Origin of the sequence: Paenibacillus sp. GD4 (genome assembly GCF_030846225.1) — a bacterium.
Classification (GTDB): domain Bacteria; phylum Bacillota; class Bacilli; order Paenibacillales; family NBRC-103111; genus Paenibacillus_G; species Paenibacillus_G silviterrae.
Genome location: NZ_JAVCYK010000001.1, coordinates 33,289 through 53,653 on the forward strand (window position 1 = coordinate 33,289; position 20,365 = coordinate 53,653).

Consider the following 20,365-nt stretch of genomic DNA (forward strand, 5'->3'; position numbering starts at 1 on the left):
GAAAAAATACTTGGCAACGGGTCAAAAACAAGTTATGATAGAACTATACCAATTTGGAAGAAGGAAGTGAGTTTTTTGGCAGATCGGCGCGCAGCACTGGAAAATGCCCTCCGTCAAATTGAGAAGCAGTTTGGCAAAGGGTCGATTATGAAGCTGGGTGAATCCACCCACATGCAGGTAGAAACGATTCCTAGCGGATCTCTAGCATTGGATATCGCACTCGGTATCGGCGGCTTTCCGCGGGGTAGAATTATAGAGGTCTACGGTCCGGAATCCTCCGGTAAGACCACCGTAGCGCTCCATGCGATCGCTGAGGTACAGAAGGTCGGCGGAACAGCAGCGTTCATCGATGCAGAGCACGCATTGGATCCGCTGTATGCCAGCAAGCTTGGCATTAACATTGACGATTTGCTGCTCTCCCAGCCGGACACGGGCGAGCAGGCGTTGGAGATTGCAGAAGCACTTGTTCGTAGTGGTGCAGTTGACATAATCGTTATTGACTCCGTTGCGGCTCTAGTACCGAAGGCTGAGATTGAAGGCGAGATGGGAGATTCACACGTGGGTCTTCAGGCGCGGCTGATGTCTCAAGCGCTTCGTAAGCTGTCCGGTGCGATCAACAAGTCGAAGACGATTGCAATTTTTATTAACCAGCTTCGTGAGAAGGTAGGCGTCATGTTCGGTAATCCGGAGACAACACCAGGCGGACGAGCTCTGAAGTTCTACTCTTCCGTTCGTTTGGATGTACGCCGAATCGAGACCATTAAGCAAGGCAACGATATGGTAGGTAACCGCACACGCATTAAGGTCGTAAAGAATAAGGTTGCTCCTCCGTTCAAGCAGGCGGATATCGATATTATGTACGGGGAAGGGATTTCCAAGGAAGGAAGCATCATCGATATCGGTACGGAGATGGATATCATTCAGAAGAGCGGCGCATGGTACTCCTTCAATAACGACCGCTTGGGACAAGGCCGTGAGAACTCCAAGCAGTTCCTGAAGGAAAACCCGCATGTTGCTGATGTGATCGAGAAGAAGATTCGCGATAATAGCAATTTGGTGGCTCCTGTCATGTCCAATCAGGATGATGAGGATGAAGAAGAAGAATTGGCATTGCTCGGTGAATAGGGATTAGGAGGAAAGGCACCTGTTGCAGGGTGCCTTTCCTTGTTTAAGTTCGCCTAGGAATTACGGAGCCAGTTTTCAAAGGAAGGAGGGCATGTCCCATGTCTGAGCCAGTGTTAGCTTCAGGGATCATTACCAAGGTAGAACGGCAAGCCCGAGCACAGAACCGATATAACTTGTACATAAACGATCAATATGCCTTCTCCGTACATGAGGATGTCCTGATCAAATATCGCCTGTTTAAGGGCGAAGAAATCGAGAAGGAGCAGTATGAAGCGATAGTACTCGAGGAGGAGCGGCAGAAGGCTTATCTGAATGCCGTACGCCTATTATCCAGCCGCCTGCGGACAGAGCATGAAATCAAAACCCGGTTGAAGCAGAAGAGCTTCTCGGAAGAAATCGTTCAAGAAACCGTGGAGCGGCTGAAAACGGAAGGGTACCTCAATGATTCGATGTTCGCCGATCAGTTGACCCGTCAGCGGCTCCATTCCCAAAAGAAGGGAAGGCATTTTATCAAGCAGGAGCTGCAGCAGAAGGGTGTCAGCAAGGAGCGGATCCAGACGGCGATCAGCCAGGTGGACGAGGAAACCGAATTTCAAATGGCTTATGAGCTGGCGAGCAAAAAGTATCGAAATGAGCTAAAAACGGAGGATCCGCTGAAGACAAGACGGAAAATCGCCGGGTTTCTAGCTCGAAGGGGCTATCCGGGAGGAGTCGTAACCAGGGTGCTTCGTCAGCTGCCGATTGAGGCGGCAGGCGAGGAAGAAGAGTGGACGGAATGGGATGAATCCTAGTTCCCATTCATGTTATTAATGATTAATGGTATTAATCATATGCAATCCCAGTGTATATAGCTTGACAAGATTCTTCGCCAAAAGCTAAAATAATTATTGTATAATCATATTATACGAGGATCCTTACTCCAGTTTATGGATAGGGTTCGCAAAGTAAAATCGCCAATTTTTACTTTTCTTAAGCGTATCAATCGGATTAAACAACCTAATTATCCCAAGCTTACCCCTTGGAGAAGGCAACGAGGAGGTGAACAGGATGCACCCGATCTTTTGGACCCTGATCGTTCTCGTTGTTGGTGTTTCTTGCTTAGGGATTGGTTATTTTATCCGCAAGTCCCTTGCAGAGGCGAAGATTTCTAGTGCTGAACAGGCTGCTGCCCTCATTCGCGAGAACGCGCTGAAGGAAGCAGAGGCACTGAAGAAGGAAACGGTTCTGGAGGCGAAAGATGAAATTCACAAGCTCAGAACCGAAGCTGAAAAAGACATTCGTGAACGTCGAAATGAAGTTCAACGACAAGAGAGACGATTGTTGCAAAAAGAGGAATCGCTGGATAAAAAATTAGAATCTCTCGAGAAAAAAGAAGAGCAGGTCGCCAACAAAGAGAAGCGTATCGAAGAAACGCAATCGCAAATTGATCAGATCTATAAGGATCAAGTTGCGGAGCTGGAACGAATTTCCGCTTTGACCATGGAGGATGCGAAGCAAATTATCCTCACGAATGTGGAGCAGGAGGTTCGCCACGAGACAGCTCAGCTCATCAAGGAAATCGAGCAGCAAGCGAAAGAGGAAGGCGACAAGAAGGCACGCGATATCATCACGCTTGCCATCCAACGTTGTGCAGCCGACCACGTAGCCGAAACAACGGTATCCGTTGTGGCGCTGCCTAACGAAGAAATGAAGGGCCGAATCATCGGTCGTGAAGGCCGCAACATCCGGGCCTTGGAGACACTTACGGGTATCGATCTGATCATCGATGATACACCGGAGGCAGTCATCCTGTCCGGCTTCGATCCGATCCGTAGAGAAATCGCCCGTACCTCCCTCGAGAAATTGGTGGCGGACGGCCGAATTCATCCGGCTCGTATTGAGGAAATGGTGGAGAAATCCCGTAAGGAAGTGGACGAGCGGATCCGTGAATACGGTGAACAAGCTACGTTCGAAACCGGCGTTCATGGACTGCATCCGGACCTGATCAAGATTTTGGGCCGTTTGAAATTCCGGACAAGCTACGGTCAGAACGTCCTGAAGCACTCCATGGAAGTCGCTTATTTAACCGGACTGATGGCAGGGGAGCTCGGGGAAGACGTGACATTGGCGAAGCGTGCCGGTCTCTTGCACGACATCGGAAAGGCGCTTGACCACGAGGTCGAAGGATCTCACGTGGAAATCGGCGTAGAAATCGCGAAGAAGTATAAGGAGCATCCTGTTGTTATCAACAGTATCGCTTCTCACCACGGCGATGTCGAGGCTACGTCCGTAATCGCTATGCTGGTTGGCGCGGCGGACGCATTATCTGCTGCTAGACCTGGGGCACGTCGTGAGACACTCGAAACGTATATCAAGCGTCTGGAGAAGCTTGAAGAGATCTCCGAATCGTTTGATGGCGTAGAGAAGTCCTTCGCGATTCAAGCAGGGCGGGAAGTACGCGTAATGGTTCAACCTGAGAAGGTGGACGACACCGAAGCATTCCGCCTGGCACGTGACATTACGAAGAAGATCGAGAGTGAACTGGATTATCCGGGACATATTAAGGTCACTGTTATTCGTGAGACGCGTGCGGTAGAATACGCTAAATAACTGCATAGACTACCTGAGAGAAGTGGCTGTGAAGCCACTTCTCTTATATTGTATAGAAGTTCCCGTCCCAGTTAACGTAAGGAGAGAAGCAGTATGAAAATTTTATTTATCGGAGATATCGTTGGAGCAGTGGGTCGCAATGCATTGAAAATTTGCTTGCCGAAGCTCAAGCTGAAATATAATCCGCATTTTATCATCGTGAACGGAGAGAACGCCGCTGCGGGCCGCGGCATCAATTCGAGTATTGTCAAAGAGTTTTTCGACATGGGCGTGCATGGAATTACTATGGGAAACCACACCTGGGATCAGAAGGAGATCTTTGATTTTATCGATCAGGAGGAACGCCTTATCCGCCCCGCCAATTTTCCTAAGGGGACACCCGGAAGAGGACATACGATCGTCAAAGTGAAGGATCAGGAGCTTGCCTTAATTAACCTGCAGGGTCGCACCTTCCTGCCTCCTTCGGATTGTCCTTTTGAAAAGGCCGATGAGCTTGTGGAGCAGGTCAAGAAAAAAACGAAATACGTGCTAGTTGATTTTCATGCGGAGGCTACCTCGGAGAAGCTCGCCATGGGCTGGCATCTGGATGGACGTGTGTCCATGGTTGTGGGCACCCACACACATGTGCAGACCAACGATGCGAGGGTATTGCCGCAAGGAACGGCTTACGTTACGGATGTCGGTATGGTAGGTCCTATGGATGGCATTCTAGGTATGGAACGGACGGCGGTTCTCCATAAATTTAAGACGGGTCTGCCGGCTCGCTTTGTGGTGGATGAGGGGAAATGGCATTTCCACGCGGTGGTCGTTCATTTGGATCCCGCTACTGGATTAGCTAAAAAAATTGAGCTCGTTCGGATGGATGAGGACCAACTGATGTTTGAATAAATAAAAGTCATCAATTGTCTGACTATTCGAAAATATTAGAAAATACCTTCTTCGGAATGAAGGAATTAACCGCAAATTCCTAGAATATGAATAGTACTGGAAGCTATCATCATTCCCGAGGAGGTACTTTTCATGGAAGTATTAAAAGTGTCAGCAAAATCCAATCCAAACTCCGTAGCAGGCGCGTTGGCGGGGGTCTTGCGTGAACGCGGGGCAGCTGAGCTCCAGGCCATCGGAGCGGGCGCTCTGAATCAAGCAATCAAAGCAGTAGCCATTGCACGAGGATTTGTGGCTCCTAGCGGGGTTGATTTGATCTGCATACCAGCCTTTACGGATATTGTCATCGACGGGGAAGACCGGACGGCCATTAAGCTGATCGTGGAACCGAGATAACCTGCAAACTGCTGTTATAATCACATATGATATTTGCACCAGACACCTGTTTACTCCGTAGACAGGTTTTTTTTGGCTTTCATTTCCGATTCACGGGGAGGAATTCAAGATGAAGATTATTGACGGCCATTGCGATGTGCTATATAAAATGTATGAAAACAGCGCGCTTAGCTTCTACGACCCGCGAACGACCGGATTGGATGTTACTTACGAACGGATGTTGAAGTCCGGTGTAAAAGTGCAGTTTTTTGCGATCTATTTGCCGGAGAGAATAACGCAGCCGCATTTTGACCATTACTTAGAGTATATAAGAATTTTTTATCAGAAAATTGTGCAGGACGAGCGCTTTATCGTCATTAGGACGCAAGCGGATTTGGACCGTGTGATGAATGGGGATCGTTTGGGAGCCGTGCTTACATTGGAAGGCGCTGACGCACTCCATGGTAATTTGCTGCATACACAAATGCTCTATTATCTCGGCGTGCGGGCGATCGGAATTACGTGGAACTATGCCAACTGGGCGGCGGACGGCGTTCTGGAGCCAAGGCAGGGCGGATTTACGAAGCGAGGAAAATCGTTTATTAAAGATTGCAACGAATTGGGTATCCTATTGGATGTGTCCCATCTTTCCGTCAGGGCGTTTTGGGATTTAGCGGCAGCAAGCACGAAACCGTTCGTCGCCAGTCATTCCAATGCGCGTGCCGTATGCAATCATCCCCGAAATTTGGACGATGATCAGCTCCGAGAAATTATAATGCGCGGCGGTCGGATCGGACTGACCTTTGTCCCATGGTTCGTTCAATCGGGCGGTATGGTGAAAAGCGAGGCGTTGTTGCGGCATATCGAGCATATTTGCGGATTGGGCGGTTCGCACTGCATTACGTTAGGCTCGGACTTTGACGGAATTGATAAATGGCTAGTCGGTCTGGAGCATGCCGGTCAGTACGGCGCTTTCGCGGAGCTGCTTAGCAAGCATTATAAGAATGAACTGGTGGAGGGCATCCTTTGTGGAAACTGGTATCGTTTTTTACAAAGTCAATTGCCTCTTCACTAAAAATTAACATCTGCATTAGAGATATAACAAACTTGTATTGATCTATTTTTGATATGGATTTCATCTAAAAAAGCTATCCTTCAATTTCGTTAAAATCACTTGCTTTTTAACTCTGTAAGGCATAAAATTTGTTTGACAACTGAAAGAAATTTTTTATATACACGTTTTTACCAGATCCATATATTAAATTTCCTTCGGCAAAGATTTTTTACTAGTGCATAGCGGTTTAGTGACGATCTCAAAGGAGTGGACAACGGTGATTAGCCAATTATCTTGGAAGGTTGGAGGACAACAAGGGGAAGGCGTGGAAAGTACAGACAAAATCTTTTCCACGGCGCTGACTCGTCTCGGGTACTATCTGTATGGATACCGTCATTTCTCCTCGCGGATTAAGGGTGGCCATACGAACAACAAGATCAGAATCAGCACGAAGCCGATTCGCTCAATTTCCGACGATCTGGATATCCTTGTAGCCTTCGACCAAGAAACAATCGATTTGAACGCACATGAGCTTCGTGAGAACGGAGTTATCATTGCAGATGCGAAAGTAAATCCTGTTGTTCCAGAAGGTGTTAAGGCTCGTTTGTTTCCTGTTCCGATTACGGCGATTGCGGAAGAGCTCGGAACATCCTTATTTAAAAACATGGCTGCTTCCGGCGCATCCTGGGCACTGCTCGGTTTGCCGCTTGAAGTGTTTAATAAAGCAGTAGAAGAAGAATTCGGACGCAAGGGCGCTGCCGTCGTTGAGAAGAACATTGAAGCGGTTCGTAAGGCTGCTGAGTTCGTACTTGAGCTGACAGGCGGTCCGCTGCAGGAGTTCGCTCTGGAGCCTGCGGACGGTAGAACCAAGCTGTTCATGATCGGTAACGATGCAATCGGTCTGGGTGCTGTAGCCGCAGGCTGCCGTTTCATGCCTGCTTACCCGATTACGCCGGCTTCCGAGGTTATGGAATACCTGATCAAGACGCTGCCGAAATTCGGCGGTACAGTAATTCAAACGGAAGACGAGATTGCAGCGGTTACCATGGCGATCGGCGCTAACTTCGGCGGCGTTCGTACCTTGACGGCTTCCGCAGGTCCTGGTCTTTCCCTGATGATGGAAGCGATCGGCCTAGCCGGTATGACGGAAACTCCTGTCGTTATCGTTGATACGCAGCGCGGCGGTCCAAGTACAGGTCTTCCGACGAAGCAAGAGCAATCCGACGTGCTTGCCATGATCTACGGTACGCATGGTGAAATTCCTAAGATCGTTCTTTCCCCGTCCACGATTGAAGAGTGCTTCTACGATACGATCGAAGCGTTCAACCTGGCTGAGGAATACCAAGTGCCTGTTATTCTGCTGACGGACCTGCAGCTTTCCTTGGGTAAGCAAACGTCCGAACTGCTCGATTACAGCAAAATCGAAATCAAGCGCGGCAAGCTGCAGCAAGGCGAGCTGCCGGCTCTGGAAGCTAACAAGCTGTTCAAGCGTTACGAGTTCACCAATGACGGTGTTTCTCCGCGTGTGGTACCAGGGCAAAAGAACGGTATTCACCATGTTACGGGCGTTGAGCACGACCAAGAAGGACGTCCTTCCGAAAGTCCGATCAACCGTAAGCGCATGATGGATAAGCGGATGGATAAGCTCAATCACGTGAAGGTAACCAATGCCATTAAGGTTGATGCTCCGCATGAGCAACCGGATCTTCTGGTCATCGGCATGGGCTCAACAGGCGGTACGATTGACGAAGCTCGTCGCCGTTTGGCTAACGACGGCATCAAGTCGAACCATATTACCGTTCGTTTGCTGCATCCGTTCCCGGCTGCTGAGCTGAAGCCTTACCTTGAGAAGGCGAAGAAGGTCGTTGTTATTGAGAACAACGCTACCGGACAGCTTTCCAACCTGATCAAACTGAACGCGGGCTATGCGGACAAAATCCATAACCTGCTCAAATACGATGGTAATCCTTTCTTGCCGGCTGAAATCACTAAATACTGTCAGGAGTTGAACCTTGTATGGCAACGTTAAAAGATTTCCGCAACAACATTAAGCCGAACTGGTGCCCTGGGTGCGGAGACTTCTCCGTCCAGGCTGCCATTCAAAGAGCCGCAGCTAACGTTGGCCTTGAGCCTGAGCAGCTGGCTGTTGTATCCGGTATCGGATGCTCCGGCCGGATCTCCGGTTATATTAACGCATATGGCTTCCACGGGGTACACGGACGTTCCCTGCCTATCGCCCAAGGCTTGAAAATGGCGAACCGCGAGCTGACCGTGCTTGCTGCAGGAGGAGATGGTGACGGCTTCGCGATCGGTATGGGTCATACGGTTCATGCGATCCGACGTAACATCGACATTACTTATATCGTAATGGATAACCAAATCTACGGCTTGACGAAGGGTCAAACCTCGCCGCGAAGTGCAGAAGGCTTTAAGACAAAGTCGACACCATCCGGTTCGATTGAATCCGCATTGTCTCCACTTGAGGTAGCTCTAGCCGCAGGTGCGACTTTCATTGCCCAATCGTTCTCGAGCAACCTTAAGCAATTGACTTCTCTGATCGAGCAAGGTATGCAGCATAAGGGCTTCTCGTTTATCAACGTTTTCAGCCCATGCGTAACCTTCAACAAAGTCAACACGTACGAGTGGTTTAAAGAAAATATCGTAGATCTGGAAGAAACACCGGATTACGATCCGTCCAACCGCGTGATGGCCATGAACAAAATCATGGAAACCAACTCTTTGGTTACAGGCCTCATCTATCAAGATAAGAGCAAAAAGAGCTACGAAGACATGGTTGCAGGGTTTAAGGAAGAGGGCCTTGTGAACGCGAACCTGAAGCTGAGTGAGCAAGAGTTTGAAAAATTGGTGTCCGAATTTAAATAATTGTATGAATATTGTAGAAGCATGCGGCTCGTCCGCATGCTTTTTTGGTGCATACTGGGGTATACTGTTATCAGAATAGGATAGGAGCGTGAATACATATGAAACAAGTTCCCGTTGGCGTATCGGCAAGACATATTCATTTATCGAAGGAGCACATTCAAGCGTTATTCGGTGAAGGTTACGAGCTGAAGGTGTTGAAAGAGCTGTCCCAGCCGGGGCAATTCGCGGCGGAGGAGACAGTTGCCGTAGTGGGGCCTAAAGGTCGATTCGATAAGGTTCGTATTCTGGGTCCGGCTCGCGGCATGACACAGCTGGAGGTATCGCGAACGGACGCGTTCTCTCTGGGACTCAATCCTCCTGTACGGGAATCGGGTAATATCGCTGGAACACCGGGGATCAAGGTTGTGGGACCTGCCGGGGAAGTGGACATTCCGGAAGGCGTGATCGTAGCTGCGCGTCATATCCATTTCCACACGGACGATGCGGCGAAATGGGGCATTGCTGATAAACAGAAGCTTACGGTTCGCCTGGAGGGGGAACGAGGGCTGATTCTGGAGAATGTCGTAGCCCGTGTATCCGACCAATATGCGCTTGATATGCACATTGACACGGATGAAGCTAATGCGGCAGGCGCAAAAACAGGCGATATGGCCACCATTTTGTCGTAGAGGCAGACAATTCTTTTGAAATGGACCCTGCAAGCGTGGTAGAATAGAGAGTATGATTGTTTGCGGGAATTCGCCATTTCAGGAGGAGTTTGATTCATGACGACTAAGAAATCTGACAAAGATTATTCTATATATTTTCAGCCGCCGTCCTTGACCGATGCGAAGAAGCGCGGCAGGGAAGATATTCAGGTGCATTACGACTTCGCGATCCCGGAGGAGCTGCAGCAGCTAGGGAAGGACAAATACTACCTTATCCAAACGTACGGCTGTCAGATGAACGAGCATGACACCGAGACGATTATGGGCCTGCTGGAGCAAATGGGCTATCAACCGACAGAGGACCGCCGTCAAGCGGACATCATTTTGCTTAACACGTGTGCCGTGAGAGAGAATGCAGAGGATAAGGTGTTCGGTGAGCTGGGACACTTGAAGCACCTGAAAATCGAGAAGCCATCGCTCTTGCTCGGTGTCTGTGGCTGTATGTCGCAGGAGGAAGCGGTAGTCAACCGGATTCTTCAGAAGCATCCGTTCGTGGATATGATTTTCGGAACGCACAATATTCACCGTTTGCCGCATCTGATCAAGGAAGCGATTTTCAGCAAGGAAATGGTCATCGAGGTGTGGTCCAAGGAAGGCGACATCATTGAGAACTTGCCTAAGAAGCGCGAAGGCGTAAAGGCATGGGTTAACATCATGTACGGCTGCGACAAGTTCTGTACGTACTGTATTGTGCCTTACACGCGCGGGAAGGAGCGAAGCCGCCGTCCGGAGGATGTCATTGCCGAAGTGCGCGAGCTGGCCCGTCAAGGCTTTAAGGAGATTATGCTGCTCGGCCAGAATGTGAACGCCTACGGCAAGGATTTCGAGGATATCAACTACCGCTTCGGTGATTTGATGGATGATATCAGCAAAATCGATATTCCGCGGATTCGTTTTACAACCTCGCATCCTCGCGATTTTGACGATCATTTGATCGAGGTACTTGCCAAGAAGGGCAATCTCGTAGAACAGATTCACCTGCCGGTACAGTCAGGCAGCAATGAAATTTTGAAGAAGATGACTCGAAAGTATACTCGTGAGCAGTACTTGGAGCTAGTCGGCAAAATCAGAAGGGCCATTCCGGATGTCGTGCTGACGACCGATATTATCGTCGGTTTCCCGGGCGAAACGGACGAGCAGTTTGAGGATACGATCAAGCTTGTCCGCGAAGTGGAGTTCGACAGTGCCTTTACGTTTATTTATTCTCCAAGAGAGGGTACTCCTGCGGCAGCGATGGAGGACAATGTGCCTGCCGAGGTGAAGAAGCAGCGGCTGTACCGTTTGAATGAAGTGCTGAATGAGTACAGTAAGCGCGGCAATGACCGATTGCTCGGACAAACCGTAGAAGTACTGGTTGACGGTGAGAGCAAAAACAATCCGAACGTGCTTGCGGGACGCACACGGACGAACAAGCTGGTGCATTTCGAGGGTCCGAAGGACCTGATCGGCAAATTTGTGAATGTGCATATTACGGGCACACAGACGTTCTATATTAAAGGCGACTGGGTACGCGAGCAAGCGGTAGCCCAGTAGTTTAATTCATGGGAGTAAGGGGCGTGAGAGGTAATGGGAGAGCATCATCATGATCATGATCATTCCAAGCCAGGCTGTGAGACGGTGGAAACCTTCACCAATACGGAAATGATTTTGCGCGAGGATATTTTAGCCAAAGCGAAAGAGCTGGCCGAGCTGCTGTCCACCTCGAACGAGGTGCAGTTCTATCAGAAGGCGGAGAAGCAAATCGCGAACAATGACCACATCCAGACGCTGATTAGCGCGATCAAGAAGAAGCAGAAGGAAATTGTCGCGTTCGAGACGTTCGAGAATCAGAAGATGGTAGATAAGATTGAAGGAGAAATCGAGCAGCTGCAGGATGAGCTGGATGCGATTCCGATCGTCAGCGAATTCAAGCAAACGCAGGAGGACATCAACTATCTTCTGCAGCTGGTGATGACTGTCATTCGCGATACGATTTCCGAAAGAATTAACGTGGAAGAAGGCAAAGAAGAAGTTCGTTCAGGCTGCAGCGAATAGAGCTGCTCAGGACCGGTCAGTTGCACCTTAAGGGTGAGGCTGACCGGTTTTTTTTTCGTTAACATTCCGGTTTGATGGATAAGATGTCCTTGTCGCGGCAAACTAGAAAGAAAAGGAGGAATGCGACAATGGACAAGGAAGAAATCCGCGAGCTTGAACCCAAATTTACAGGCAATCAGAGGCACCTGACCGAAGGTGAGGCGGAGGCGATCAAGCATGATCCTGCCAATCAGATCGAGGATGATGATTTTGATCCTGCCGCAGCCTTTGGTTTTTTCAAGAACAGAGGTACTTTGTAAAGGGTTTGTTCAGCCACTGCTCACGAGATTAGGGCAGTGGCTTTTCATTCCCCTGGTACTTAAGTGGATTGTTGATTTTGCACCTCAAGGAACGTATCCAATGCATCGTCGAGCAAGCGTTCCCGGTTCGCATCCTCATTCACATCGGTATCGACTTCGATTTCCTTCGAAAGGATACCGTATATATCGTTTTCCATTTCATACTTGTTAGGTGTCATGATACTTCATCACACTCCTTCATTACCGGTTCGACTTCCAACAGCTTCAGCAACCTCCGCTTCAATCCACTCCAACGTTTCTTTGGAGCCGTCCCATACCAGTTGAGTCAGGATAGCCTCAAATGCTTTGGCTGTTAGTGCTGAGGCCAGCATCGGTTCTACAGTGGTAACGGTGACATGTATTCCTTCATTATAGGTAATGTTTAATCGATGAATCAGCTCCATGCAGCTCACAACCTTTCCATTCGATAGTATGGCATTTTAATGGGAGGCTAATCCCACATGAAGAGATATGTTGTAAAAAGAGGGAACAGAGTTAACATAACATATAATATGTAAACAATGATCTCCATGAGAAATTAACCATCAGATTACAATATTCCTGTTTATATAATAAAAAACCACAAAAATCATACAAAAACTAACATATAATGGAATATGTTATTGATTTATTGTTGACTGATAGATACCGCTCGTAATAAGATAACATTAATGCTTTAAAGCATTTTCACTGTACACTACATGGGAGGGTCACACATTGCGCATGAAATCTACGAAACTATTATCGCTTCTAGTAGCGGTACCCCTGATCTTTGCAGCAGGCTGCGGCTCCAAGGCACCGGAATCGAGCGGTTCTGCGGCTGGCGGAGGGACTTCCGGCACACCGAAGAAGGTTGTCAAAATCGGCATTAGCCAAATTGTTGAGCATCCATCGCTTAACGCCACGAGAGAAGGCTTCTTGGCTGCATTGAAGGACGAAGGCTTTATCGATAAGGATAACCTGCAGGTCGATTACCAGAATGCTCAGGGAGATCCGACCAATAACCTGACCATTGGGCAAAAATTTGCTTCAGATAAGAAAGATCTGGTTTTGGCCATTGCCACACCGTCCGCACAAGCGGTGGTACAGAATGTAAAGGATACGCCAGTGGTGTTCGCGGCCATCACGGATCCGGTAGGAGCCAAGCTGGTGAAATCGCTTGATAATCCAGGGGCTAACGTAACCGGAGCAGCAGATACTCATCCTGACGCGGTGCCGAAGCTGATGGATTTCATCGCCTCCGAGTTCCCGAAAGTGAAGAATGTAGGAATTGTCGTGAATGAAGGTGAGCCTAACGCAGCGGTGATGCTGAAGACGGCGGAAACGGCTCTTGCTAAGCATAATATCAAGCTGGTGAAAGCGAATGCAACGAACAGCTCTGAGGTTAAACAAGCAGCCGAATCGCTTGTCGGTCGTGTAGACGCGTTCTATATCACCTTGGATAACACGGTTGTGGCGGCAGTAGATACGATCATCAAAATTGCCAACGAAAAGAAAATTCCATTCTTCTCAAGCGACCGCGACACGGTTGAGAAAGGTGCTCTCGCAACTTACGGCTTCAAGTATTACGATCACGGTTATCAAGCGGGCAAAATGGCTGCCGACATTCTGAAGAATGGGAAGAAGCCTGCCGACATGAAGGTAAGCTATCCGGACAAGCTCGACCTTATCATCAACTCGGATGCCGCTGCCAAGCAAGGTGTCACGATTACGGATTCCATGAAGAAGAAAATGCAGGATCCGAAGAACCTGCTTACTGGTCCTACCAAATAATTTTGCTAGAGTGACCTTTGCCTTTGGGAGGTCACTCTTCATTTCTTAGGAGGGTAACACAAGATGTTAGATGCCACGATTGGCTCCCTTGAGCTTGGATTGCTATATGCGATCATGGCACTTGGTGTATATATAACGTTTCGTATTCTAGACTTCCCGGATTTGACCGTTGACGGCAGCTTCACCACGGGTGGTGCCATTGCGGCAGTAATGATTACGGGAGGCTCTTCTCCCTTGCTGGCAACCGCTGCGGCCTTCTGCGGAGGAATCATTGCCGGAGCTTGTACAGGCCTGCTGCATACGAAGGGGAAAATCAATGCGCTTTTGTCCGGTATTCTTATGATGATTGCGCTCTACTCGATTAATCTGAGGATTATGGGGAAAAAGTCCAATATCTCCATGCTGGGCGTGGATACGCTGCTCTCCGACGCCAATGTGCTGCTGGTGATGCCCATTATCGTCCTGGTTGTGAAGCTTGGACTCGATTGGTTCTTCCGTACGGATCTTGGCTTGGCTTTGCGTGCAACGGGCGATAACCAGCGAATGATCCGCAGCTTTGGGGTGAATACGGATTCGACCATCATCGTCGGCGTCAGTCTTTCCAACGGCCTGGTCGCGATGTCAGGTGCGCTTATTGCACAGTATTCCGCTTTTGCCGAAATTACGATGGGTGTAGGGATGATTGTGATTGGACTTGCTTCCGTTATCATCGGTGAAGCGATTTTCGGTGCAAGAACAATTGTTCGGGCTACGCTTGCCGTTATTTTCGGAGCGATTATTTACCGACTGGTGGTTGCCGTGGCGCTTCGCGTCGGCTTGGAAGCTACGGATATGAAGCTGATGACGGCTCTCATCGTTATTGTCGCTCTGATGCTGCCGATGATCAACAAATCGTATAAGCAAAAGGCGCTTGTCCGCAAGCGTATGTCTCTCCTGCAGCAACCCGGCACAGATACTACCGTAGATGGGGGGACGAAATAATGCTGGAGCTGTCCAATATTTCAAAGCTTTTTTATCCCGGTACTCCTGATGAGAAGGTTGCACTGTCCGGTATTCAGCTTCACCTGAAGGAAGCCGATTTTGTAACCGTCATCGGAAGCAACGGTGCGGGTAAATCGACACTGATGAACATCATCTCCGGCGTCATGAGGCCGGATGCCGGGCAAGTTCGCATTGCCGGCAATGCGGTAGAAGCACTGCCGGAGCACCGCCGCAGTCAATGGATCGGTCGAGTGTTTCAGGATCCGATGGCAGGAACGGCTCCTACAATGACGATTATGGAAAATATGGCGATCGCGTATGCCCGTAACAAAAGCCGAGGGCTCAGCATCGGAGTTTCCAGCCGTAAGAAGGCTATGTTCCGAGAGCAGCTTAGCCGACTGGGATTGGGGCTGGAGGATCGAATCGGTGCCAAGGTTGGACTTCTATCCGGCGGCGAGCGGCAAGCTCTTAGTCTTCTGATGGCGACGTTCACGGAGCCGCGGATTCTGCTGCTGGATGAGCATACAGCGGCGTTGGACCCGGCTCGTGCGGAGCTGATCACGAGGCTGACGAAGCAAATCGTCCAAGAATTGAAGCTGACTACACTCATGGTCACTCATAACATGGAACAAGCGATTCGGTTAGGGAATCGGCTCATTATGATGGATAAGGGCCGCATTATTCTGGACGTGCCTGAACAGGACAAAATGGGCTTAACCGTTGAGCGGCTGCTGCATGAATTCGAGCGCATTCGCGGCGAGAAATTCGCGGATGATCGGGTCGTGCTTGGAGGGTAATATGGAAACGAATCAAACAAAAGCGGGCATCGGCTATGCTGTGCTCGCTTATCTTATTTGGGGGCTGCTGCCCTTATACTGGAAGCTCTTTGCATCCATGTCCTCTTGGGAGGTTCTGGCACACAGAGTATTATGGTCTTTCGTATTTGTTGCTTTGGTCGTCACGGTCATGAGGCGATGGGGAGAATTGAAGGCAATGTTCGCAAGCCGAAAGGTGGTGCTTGTCGTATGCGCCAGCTCCCTTCTCATCAGCTGCAATTGGCTGATCTTCATCTGGGCGGTCAACAATGACCACGTGATTGAGAGCAGCTTAGGCTATTATATGAACCCGCTCTTCAATGTTTTGATGGGGGTGCTGTTCCTGAAGGAACGTCCCCGTTTCGGACAATGGCTGGCGATTGCTCTGGCCTTTGCCGGGGTTGCCTACTTGACATTTATTTATGGGAAGTTTCCGTGGATTTCCTTGACGCTCGCATTGACCTTTGGTCTATACGGGTTAACTAAGAAAAAGCTTCCCCTTGACTCGATGCTCGGTCTTGTCGGTGAAACGGTGCTTGTCCTTCCGGTCGGCTTGCTGTACCTGGGCTATATTTACATTACGGGAGCAAGCACGGTCGGTACTTTGCCGCTTTCCTCCTTGATGGCGCTGCTGCTGGCTGGAGCGGCTACAGCGGTTCCGCTTTGGGCTTTTGCTCAAGCAACCAAGAGAATGTCTCTTTCGACGCTTGGCTTCCTGCAGTATATCGGACCGACCATCACCTTGTTTTTAGGCGTTGTCGTCTTTAAGGAAGCCTTCTCGCAGGCTCACATGGTCAGCTTTGCATTGATCTGGAGCGCACTCGTGTTATACACCGTAGCCTCGAATCGCAAATCCGCCGCCGTTTCCACTCCTAAGGCCGCGGCATAACCACTGACGCTGATCTACAGCCCCTGAGGCTGTTGGTCAGCGTCTTTTTGTGTTACGATGGTGGGACGGAATATTGGTAAACGGAGTGAGTACGAACATGCTGTCATTACCTATAGATGAAGTGCTGCCGCAAGTGAAAGAAGCTCTCTTGAACCGTACGAGCGCTGTGCTCATTGCCGAGCCTGGGGCCGGGAAAACGACACAAGTGCCGTTGTCGCTCCTTGAGGAACCGTGGCTCCGGGGAAAACGCATCATCATGCTTGAGCCACGTCGTCTGGCCGCTCGTGCGGCGGCGCGTTACATGGCGGCAAAGCGGAAGGAGCAGGTGGGAGAAACCGTAGGGTATCGCGTACGCCTCGATACGAAGATTAGCAAGCATACGAGAATCGAAGTGGTGACCGAAGGGGTCTTAACCCGCATGCTGCAAAATGATCCTGCCTTGGAGGGCGTAGGACTAGTCATATTCGATGAATTTCATGAGCGCAGCCTGCACGCGGATCTCGGTTTGGCCTTTGTCCTGCAGGCACAGGCATTGCTTAGGGAGGATCTGAGGATCCTGGTCATGTCAGCCACAATGCAAGCTGAGCCGGTCGCTTCCTTGCTGGGTGATGCCCCCATTCTTTCTAGTAAGGGCAGGATGTACCCGGTGGTGACGCACTATTTGTCGGCACGAACAGAAGAGAGGCTGGAGGTGCGCGTGGCGGATGCCGTACAGCGAGCGTTAGCGAACGAAGACGGAGACATTATGGTGTTCCTGCCGGGCTCCGGTGAAATCCGAAGAACGGAAAACCAGCTTCGGGAGCGGAGACTTGGGGAACATGTGCGGATTGCGCCTTTATACGGCCTTCTGCCACAGGAGCAGCAAGAGCGCGCGATTGCGCCAAGTATTCCGGGTGAACGTAAAATCGTATTGGCAACCCCCATTGCGGAAACCAGTTTAACGGTAGAAGGGATTAAGGTTGTTATCGATTCCGGCTTGATGCGGGTGTCGCGATTCTCACCGAGAACAGGAATGAGCCGGCTGGATACCGTGCCTGTCTCCAAAGCATCCGCGGACCAACGGCGAGGCCGTGCAGGACGCTTAGGCCCGGGGGTATGCTACCGGCTGTGGACACAGCAAGAGCAGGATCATTTAGCGGAGCGAAGCACACCGGAGATCCAAGACGCGGACTTGACACCGCTGCTTTTGGAATTGGCCGCATGGGGCATCACCGAGCCTTCCGAGCTCGATTGGCTGGAAGCGCCCCCTGCACCGGCAGTGAACCAAGCGAGAGAGTTGTTAACCTTGCTTGGTGCAATTCGTGAAAATGGAACGATAACCGATATGGGGAAACGAATGGTCGGGCTTGCGGCGCATCCGCGTTTGGCACATATGATGCTAAAGGGGCAGGAGCGGGGGCTTGCCAATCTTGCTTGTGACCTAGCGGCTGTCCTGAGCGATCGGGATATGTTTGGAAGCGGTCTGTCGGGAAATGCGGACCTTAGGCTGCGCGTAGAAGCTTTACGAGGGAGCGGTCCTCACCTGCGAAGCGCAGATGCTTCCGCCCGTGAAAGAATGCTGGCGGAAGCACGGGCATGGAAGAGAGAGCTTGGGAGCAGCGGTCAGGACGAGGATCACATCGATCACTGCGGGGTGTTATTAGCCTATGCTTACCCCGACCGGATTGCCCAGCGGAGGGAAACGGGCAAGTTTCTGCTCAGCAATGGAAGAGGAGCTGCTTTCGCTCAGCTTCAGCCTTTGTCCCAGGCTTCTTATCTTGTCGCCGCTCAACTTGATGATCAAGGGGCCGACAGCCGCATTCTTCTGGCTGCGCCCGTCCAGCTGAAGGAGCTGCAGGAGAATGTATCCGAATGGATTCAGCGTGAGGAGCTTGTCAGCTGGGATTCCTCTACGGGCTCCGTTCGAGCGGTCCAAAGGGAAAAGCTCGGCTCGCTGATCCTTCGAGAAGGAAGCTTGCCTCAAGCTGATCCGGACCGCGTGGCCTCAGCATTAGTAGAGGGTATCGCCCTGGAGGGACTGGAGCTGCTTCCATGGAACCGGGCATCCAGACAGCTTCAGCAGCGAATCCGCTTTCTACACCGATTCGATTCTGGCAGCTGGCCGGACGTCCGTGATGAAGCGCTGCTGGGGTCGCTGGAGGAGTGGCTGAAGCCGCATATTTTGGGCTTGAAGAATCGTGCTCAGCTCGAGCGTCTTAAGCTTACTGAAATACTTGAATCCATGCTTACATGGGAGCAGCGGCGCCAACTGGATTCGGAAGCGCCTACACATGTCACCGTTCCAAGCGGCTCCAGGATTGCCGTTGATTACAGCCAGGTCGAGCAGCCGGTGGTTTCCGTCAAGCTTCAGGAGGTTTTCGGATGGAAAGATACCCCCCGTTTGGCACGCGGGCGAGTGCCGGTGTTATTGCATCTGTTATCACCCGCACAACGCCCGGTTCAAGTTACTAAAGATTTAGCGAGCTTTTGGTCCAGTACCTATTTCGATGTGAAGAAGGACTTGAAGGGAAGATATCCGAAGCATTATTGGCCCGATGATCCGCTTACGGCCTTACCTACCAATCGAGTTCGTCCTAAGGTGTAAAGGACCATCAAGATGATACTTTTCCTTGATATGGATACAATAATAAAAAAGACACAATGGAAGGGTGGCGAAACGCCGTGGATCAACGCAGTCTGGAGGAGCAGCTGGCACATACGCTGCAGGAGGGCGAAATGGAGCGGGTGAATACGCAGGAGGCTGCACGCAAGCGTCTGCCTAGACGCACAGAGGTGCGCATTCAAGCAGAAATCGATCCCGTTGTTGAAGAAACGAAGCAATATCGAAAAATGGCTCAAGAGGTTGACTCTAGATATGCCAAGTATGATGAAATGATAAAAGATAACGAGTGAATTTTAATTACTGATATTAGTTATTAACCACATTAATTAAATTAACAACTGCAAGAGTGCGCTGGAAAAGTTCTGCTGCACTCTTTTTTATTCACGAATATGGTTGACTCTTTTGTTGAGAAGGATTATCATTGTCATGAATGTAGTGTGATGGTGGTGATAAAATGACCTTGTCATCAGAGAACAAGGAGCAATTGCGGTCAACCTTTCGAATTTTACTTACAGAAGCCCCATCCTCGTCTGAGCATGCAAGCTTACTTGCTCCGGGCGTATTAGAAGAGCTATTGCAAGCTTTTGCTGAGCAGGCTGCCGCACCCTGCGGCAAGGTTACCGGCTCGCTATGGGTGAAACGGTATTGCTCCTTGATCGCCGGGGCTTTCTATGCGTTTTCCCGTTGGGATGCGCTGTTGAACTTATCTTTTACTCATGTCAGCGTTAGCCTGAACGGATCCGGTCTACAGTTTACGCTGGCCGATGGTTGCCTGCCATATGAAGGTTCGCATGAAGAGAAGCGGGATTATTTTATACGGCATGTTTTTTACGAGCATACCGAGCCGTTGTTTGCACGAGTATCGGAACTCATGGGAATCGATCGTCCAACCTTATGGGCCACCTTGTCCTACTTACTGGCTTATTATATGGAAGCGCCTAGCTACAGGGAAGAAGACCCCGAGCTTCAAGCACGAATTCAAGACGATTATCTGTTCATAGCGGAGAAGGTAGAGGAAATTTCCGTCGATTTTCGGGCGGTTCCGTCACCCATCGACGCCAATGAAAGGATCCTAATCCGATCCAAATGCTGCTGGAGCTTCTGCCTGCCGGGGGAAGACCGGTATTGCTACACATGCCCTAGAATTACCGATGAGCGAAGAATGGAAAAGTACGTAGCGGTTCATGGAGAGGCTGCCGCGACAAAATAATAGCCTGACAGCTCGCCGGCCGCAGGCTACTTCAACAGGATGCTCAAATATATCCTGCCCATTCGATATGAACATGGTCTTCCTCTTCTTCAGCTACGTCCATAA

The 20,365-nt window shown here is 50.1% G+C and carries 21 protein-coding genes; 19 read left to right on the forward strand and 2 right to left on the reverse strand.

Features of this window, described 5'->3' with window-relative positions; translation table 11 throughout:
- The first annotated feature begins 75 nt into the window (after window positions 1-75).
- The 12 genes from recA to RAC89_RS00215 all read left to right on the forward strand — a co-directional run bounded on the left by recA (window position 76) and on the right by RAC89_RS00215 (window position 11,951).
- Complete coding sequence (gene recA, locus RAC89_RS00160) at window positions 76-1,125, forward strand: recombinase RecA (protein ID WP_306611034.1); 1,050 nt, start codon at window positions 76-78, stop codon at window positions 1,123-1,125.
- Window positions 1,126-1,223: 98 nt separating this feature from the next.
- Complete coding sequence (locus RAC89_RS00165) at window positions 1,224-1,916, forward strand: RecX family transcriptional regulator (protein ID WP_306611035.1); 693 nt, start codon at window positions 1,224-1,226, stop codon at window positions 1,914-1,916.
- A gap of 256 nt (window positions 1,917-2,172) precedes the next feature.
- Window positions 2,173-3,714, forward strand: a complete 1,542-nt coding sequence (gene rny / locus RAC89_RS00170) for a ribonuclease Y (RefSeq protein ID WP_284639171.1) — start codon at window positions 2,173-2,175, stop codon at window positions 3,712-3,714.
- 93 nt (window positions 3,715-3,807) lie between these two features.
- Window positions 3,808-4,602 (forward strand): TIGR00282 family metallophosphoesterase, encoded by a 795-nt coding sequence (locus tag RAC89_RS00175; RefSeq protein WP_306611036.1) that lies wholly within the window; start codon window positions 3,808-3,810, stop codon window positions 4,600-4,602.
- A gap of 132 nt (window positions 4,603-4,734) precedes the next feature.
- Window positions 4,735-4,995, forward strand: a complete 261-nt coding sequence (locus tag RAC89_RS00180; RefSeq protein WP_006286829.1) for a stage V sporulation protein S — start codon at window positions 4,735-4,737, stop codon at window positions 4,993-4,995.
- Between the two features lie 109 nt (window positions 4,996-5,104).
- Complete coding sequence (locus tag RAC89_RS00185) at window positions 5,105-6,049, forward strand: dipeptidase (RefSeq protein WP_306611037.1); 945 nt, start codon at window positions 5,105-5,107, stop codon at window positions 6,047-6,049.
- Window positions 6,050-6,305: 256 nt separating this feature from the next.
- Window positions 6,306-8,057 carry a 2-oxoacid:acceptor oxidoreductase subunit alpha gene (locus tag RAC89_RS00190; RefSeq protein WP_306611038.1) on the forward strand — a complete coding sequence of 584 codons (1,752 nt, stop codon included), beginning with the start codon at window positions 6,306-6,308 and terminating at the stop codon, window positions 8,055-8,057.
- Window positions 8,045-8,911 carry a 2-oxoacid:ferredoxin oxidoreductase subunit beta gene (locus RAC89_RS00195; RefSeq protein ID WP_306611039.1) on the forward strand — a complete coding sequence of 289 codons (867 nt, stop codon included), beginning with the start codon at window positions 8,045-8,047 and terminating at the stop codon, window positions 8,909-8,911. The genes RAC89_RS00190 and RAC89_RS00195 overlap by 13 nt, the downstream gene beginning before the upstream one ends.
- Window positions 8,912-9,009: 98 nt before the next feature.
- Window positions 9,010-9,579, forward strand: coding sequence for a phosphate propanoyltransferase (gene pduL, locus RAC89_RS00200; protein WP_306611040.1), 570 nt, complete (start codon window positions 9,010-9,012; stop codon window positions 9,577-9,579).
- A 96-nt stretch (window positions 9,580-9,675) separates the two neighbouring features.
- Entirely contained in the window at window positions 9,676-11,151 is a 1,476-nt protein-coding gene (miaB, locus tag RAC89_RS00205; RefSeq protein WP_306611041.1) for a tRNA (N6-isopentenyl adenosine(37)-C2)-methylthiotransferase MiaB, read from the forward strand.
- Window positions 11,152-11,184: 33 nt separating this feature from the next.
- On the forward strand, window positions 11,185-11,652 hold the full coding sequence (locus RAC89_RS00210) for a YlbF/YmcA family competence regulator (RefSeq protein WP_284639220.1): 468 nt from the start codon (window positions 11,185-11,187) through the stop codon (window positions 11,650-11,652).
- A 128-nt stretch (window positions 11,653-11,780) separates the two neighbouring features.
- Window positions 11,781-11,951 (forward strand): hypothetical protein, encoded by a 171-nt coding sequence (locus RAC89_RS00215; RefSeq protein WP_284639222.1) that lies wholly within the window; start codon window positions 11,781-11,783, stop codon window positions 11,949-11,951.
- A gap of 59 nt (window positions 11,952-12,010) precedes the next feature.
- Here the strand turns inward: RAC89_RS00215 and RAC89_RS00220 are convergent, their stop codons facing one another.
- Both RAC89_RS00220 and RAC89_RS00225 read right to left on the reverse strand, forming a co-directional pair.
- Window positions 12,011-12,169: a hypothetical protein gene (locus RAC89_RS00220; protein ID WP_306611042.1), complete on the reverse strand. Its 159-nt coding sequence runs from the start codon at window positions 12,167-12,169 to the stop codon at window positions 12,011-12,013.
- A 9-nt stretch (window positions 12,170-12,178) separates the two neighbouring features.
- Entirely contained in the window at window positions 12,179-12,394 is a 216-nt protein-coding gene (locus RAC89_RS00225; protein ID WP_306611043.1) for a hypothetical protein, read from the reverse strand.
- Between the two features lie 319 nt (window positions 12,395-12,713).
- Between RAC89_RS00225 and RAC89_RS00230 the strand changes: the two genes are divergently transcribed.
- The 7 genes from RAC89_RS00230 (at window position 12,714) to RAC89_RS00260 (ending at window position 20,260) form a co-directional block, all read left to right on the forward strand.
- Window positions 12,714-13,763 (forward strand): ABC transporter substrate-binding protein, encoded by a 1,050-nt coding sequence (locus tag RAC89_RS00230; protein WP_306611044.1) that lies wholly within the window; start codon window positions 12,714-12,716, stop codon window positions 13,761-13,763.
- Between the two features lie 63 nt (window positions 13,764-13,826).
- Complete coding sequence (locus RAC89_RS00235) at window positions 13,827-14,744, forward strand: ABC transporter permease (protein WP_284639228.1); 918 nt, start codon at window positions 13,827-13,829, stop codon at window positions 14,742-14,744.
- Entirely contained in the window at window positions 14,744-15,541 is a 798-nt protein-coding gene (locus tag RAC89_RS00240; RefSeq protein WP_284639230.1) for an ABC transporter ATP-binding protein, read from the forward strand. Before RAC89_RS00235 ends, RAC89_RS00240 begins: the two co-directional genes overlap by 1 nt.
- A gap of 1 nt (window position 15,542) precedes the next feature.
- The gene (gene rarD / locus RAC89_RS00245; RefSeq protein ID WP_306611045.1) at window positions 15,543-16,448 is read left to right on the forward strand and encodes an EamA family transporter RarD; all 906 of its coding nucleotides are present in this window, start codon (window positions 15,543-15,545) and stop codon (window positions 16,446-16,448) included.
- 97 nt (window positions 16,449-16,545) lie between these two features.
- The gene (hrpB, locus tag RAC89_RS00250) at window positions 16,546-19,032 is read left to right on the forward strand and encodes an ATP-dependent helicase HrpB (protein ID WP_306611046.1); all 2,487 of its coding nucleotides are present in this window, start codon (window positions 16,546-16,548) and stop codon (window positions 19,030-19,032) included.
- Window positions 19,033-19,109: 77 nt separating this feature from the next.
- On the forward strand, window positions 19,110-19,340 hold the full coding sequence (locus tag RAC89_RS00255; RefSeq protein WP_306611047.1) for a hypothetical protein: 231 nt from the start codon (window positions 19,110-19,112) through the stop codon (window positions 19,338-19,340).
- Between the two features lie 164 nt (window positions 19,341-19,504).
- Window positions 19,505-20,260: an IucA/IucC family C-terminal-domain containing protein gene (locus RAC89_RS00260; RefSeq protein WP_306611048.1), complete on the forward strand. Its 756-nt coding sequence runs from the start codon at window positions 19,505-19,507 to the stop codon at window positions 20,258-20,260.
- Window positions 20,261-20,365: the final 105 nt, after the last annotated feature.

Coding starts and splice junctions, on each gene's coding strand:
- RAC89_RS00165 (WP_306611035.1), top strand. CDS start 1,224: ATGTCTGAGCCAGTGTTAGCTTCAGGGATCATTACCAAGGTAGAACGG.
- rny (WP_284639171.1), top strand. CDS start 2,173: ATGCACCCGATCTTTTGGACCCTGATCGTTCTCGTTGTTGGTGTTTCT.
- RAC89_RS00175 (WP_306611036.1), top strand. CDS start 3,808: ATGAAAATTTTATTTATCGGAGATATCGTTGGAGCAGTGGGTCGCAAT.
- RAC89_RS00180 (WP_006286829.1), top strand. CDS start 4,735: ATGGAAGTATTAAAAGTGTCAGCAAAATCCAATCCAAACTCCGTAGCA.
- RAC89_RS00185 (WP_306611037.1), top strand. CDS start 5,105: ATGAAGATTATTGACGGCCATTGCGATGTGCTATATAAAATGTATGAA.
- RAC89_RS00195 (WP_306611039.1), top strand. CDS start 8,045: ATGGCAACGTTAAAAGATTTCCGCAACAACATTAAGCCGAACTGGTGC.
- pduL (WP_306611040.1), top strand. CDS start 9,010: ATGAAACAAGTTCCCGTTGGCGTATCGGCAAGACATATTCATTTATCG.
- miaB (WP_306611041.1), top strand. CDS start 9,676: ATGACGACTAAGAAATCTGACAAAGATTATTCTATATATTTTCAGCCG.
- RAC89_RS00210 (WP_284639220.1), top strand. CDS start 11,185: ATGGGAGAGCATCATCATGATCATGATCATTCCAAGCCAGGCTGTGAG.
- RAC89_RS00215 (WP_284639222.1), top strand. CDS start 11,781: ATGGACAAGGAAGAAATCCGCGAGCTTGAACCCAAATTTACAGGCAAT.
- RAC89_RS00220 (WP_306611042.1), bottom strand. CDS start 12,169: ATGACACCTAACAAGTATGAAATGGAAAACGATATATACGGTATCCTT.
- RAC89_RS00225 (WP_306611043.1), bottom strand. CDS start 12,394: ATGGAGCTGATTCATCGATTAAACATTACCTATAATGAAGGAATACAT.
- RAC89_RS00230 (WP_306611044.1), top strand. CDS start 12,714: ATGAAATCTACGAAACTATTATCGCTTCTAGTAGCGGTACCCCTGATC.
- RAC89_RS00235 (WP_284639228.1), top strand. CDS start 13,827: ATGTTAGATGCCACGATTGGCTCCCTTGAGCTTGGATTGCTATATGCG.
- RAC89_RS00240 (WP_284639230.1), top strand. CDS start 14,744: ATGCTGGAGCTGTCCAATATTTCAAAGCTTTTTTATCCCGGTACTCCT.
- rarD (WP_306611045.1), top strand. CDS start 15,543: ATGGAAACGAATCAAACAAAAGCGGGCATCGGCTATGCTGTGCTCGCT.
- hrpB (WP_306611046.1), top strand. CDS start 16,546: ATGCTGTCATTACCTATAGATGAAGTGCTGCCGCAAGTGAAAGAAGCT.
- RAC89_RS00260 (WP_306611048.1), top strand. CDS start 19,505: ATGACCTTGTCATCAGAGAACAAGGAGCAATTGCGGTCAACCTTTCGA.